Source organism: Novosphingobium sp. MBES04, from assembly GCF_000813185.1.
Taxonomy (GTDB): Bacteria; Pseudomonadota; Alphaproteobacteria; order Sphingomonadales; family Sphingomonadaceae; genus Novosphingobium; species Novosphingobium decolorationis.
In genome coordinates, this window is sequence record NZ_DF850503.1 from 1 (window position 1) to 1,246 (window position 1,246).

Annotated in this window: 1 protein-coding gene; it reads left to right on the plus strand. The window is 62.0% G+C overall.

The features are described 5' to 3' along the window. Window positions 1–122 precede the first annotated feature (122 nt). On the plus strand, window positions 123–1,246 hold a 1,124-nt coding region (gene istA / locus MBENS4_RS23655), incomplete at its 3' end, for an IS21-like element ISSsp5 family transposase (protein WP_084592362.1).

Genomic DNA, 1,246 nt, shown 5'->3' on the forward strand with positions numbered 1-1,246 from the left:
GGTGAGAACGGCGGAGCAATATTCGTCCACGCTAGCGGCGGGATAGTCCCGCTGCGGGCGGCGTAAAAGTCGTCCACCTTGAAGCCTTTCTGCCAAGTCAGGGAGGTGTGGGGATCTACAGCGTGGAACTTTATCTTCAGGTCCGTTTGGCTTGCGCGGATGGCATGAGCCAGCGGGCGGCGGCGAAGCGTTTCAATGTGTCGCGCGATACGGTGCGCAAGATGCTGTCGTTTTCATCGCCGCCGGGGTACCGGCGTCAGTCTGCACCGCAGCGCCCGAAGCTGGACGGGTTTGTAGCGATCATCGATGGATGGCTTGAAGGTGACCGCGGCGTCCCGCGCAAACAGCGGCATACGGCGAAGCGGGTATTCGACCGTTTACGCACCGAGCATGGTTTCACCGGCGGTTATACGATCATCAAGGATTACATCCGGGAGCGCGAGCAGCGCAGCCGGGAGATGTTCGTGCCGCTGGCGCACCCGGCAGGCGATGCGCAGGCCGATTTCGGGGAAGCTGTGGTGGAGATCGGCGGGGTGGAGCAAAAAGCCTACTTCTTTGCGCTCGATCTGCCACACAGTGATGCCTGCTATGTGCGGGCCTATCCGGCGGCAGTGGCGGAGGCTTGGGTTGACGGACACGTTCATGCCTTCGCGTTCTTCGGCGCGGTGCCGCGTTCCATCGTTTACGACAACGATCGCTGCCTTGTGGCGAAAATCCTGCCAGACGGCACGCGCAAGCGTGCCACGCTGTTCAGCGCTTTCCTGTCGCATTATGTGATCCGCGACCGCTATGCCCGTCCGGGCAAGGGGAACGAGAAAGGCAATGTGGAAGGGCTGGTAGGTTACTGCCGCCGCAATTTCATGGTGCCGATCCCGAAGTTCCCGACCTGGGAGGCCTTCAACCTATGGCTGGAGGAGCAATGCCGCAAGCGCCAGCAGGACAAGGTGCGCGGGGAGAGCGAGACGATCGGTGAGCGCTTGCAGCGCGATCTCGCGGCCATGCAGCCTTTGCCCGCTACACCCTTCGAGGCCTGCGATCAGGCGGGCGGGCGGGTCTCCTCGCAATCCCTGGTGCGCTACAAGACCAACGATTATTCGGTTCCGGTGGCCTGGGGCCATCAGGAGGTCTGGATCAGGGCCTATGTCGATGAAGTGGTGATCGGCTGCCGCAGCGAAGTCATCGCCCGTCATCCTCGTTGTTATGCCCGCGAGGAGGTTATCTTCGACCCGCTCCATTATCTCCCGCT